The organism is Flammeovirga sp. AWQ4_249, assembly GCF_056161045.1.
This window is the reverse complement of record NZ_JBSWYJ010000117.1, coordinates 1-570: the sequence shown is the minus strand read 5'-3', so window position 1 is coordinate 570 and position 570 is coordinate 1. Positions and strand designations below refer to the sequence as shown.

The following is a 570-nucleotide window of genomic DNA, read 5'->3' as shown; positions in this document are numbered from 1 at the left end:
TTGGTTGTAAACAGAAATAAGGTGTTTCGAATAATTCAGATAATAAAATAATTTGAGCACCTTTTGATGCTGCCTCACGTACTAATTTCTCCGCTTTTTCAAGGTTATTTTCTTTGTCCCATGTAAAGCTTGTCTGTGTTGCTGAAACTGTAACTTTTCTCATAATTGTTTTTATTTGGTATTATTTCTTGAATATCAATTACCTGAATTGAATTAAGAATATCTTTTAAATGTTGTATTGATAACTATGTAAACGGGGAAAAATAGAGAGGAGAATTTCAATTTTAGATCGACCTTTATTAATATTTAACTGTTTTTCTTCCAAGTATTGATCTTTAAATTATTATATTTTCAAAATCAAAATAAATCCACTTTTTATAAGAATTTATAAAAGGAAAACCTTAGATTTTTAGATAAAAAAAGCCCACTTATCGAAACAAGTGAGCTGAATAACTATATGATTATCTTTCTAAATAAATTCTCCTACTTCTGTAGCATCAAGACCTTCTCTTTCTACTTCTGGAGAAACTCTGAATCCTACTGTCACTTTACAGATTTTCACGATAATGA

1 protein-coding gene is annotated in these 570 nt (G+C 28.1%); it reads right to left on the bottom strand.

The features are described 5' to 3' along the window. Positions 1-163: nitrilase-related carbon-nitrogen hydrolase (locus ACXAHM_RS26330; protein WP_474966607.1), on the bottom strand; the 163-nt coding region annotated here is incomplete at its 3' end. Positions 164-570 lie beyond the last annotated feature (407 nt).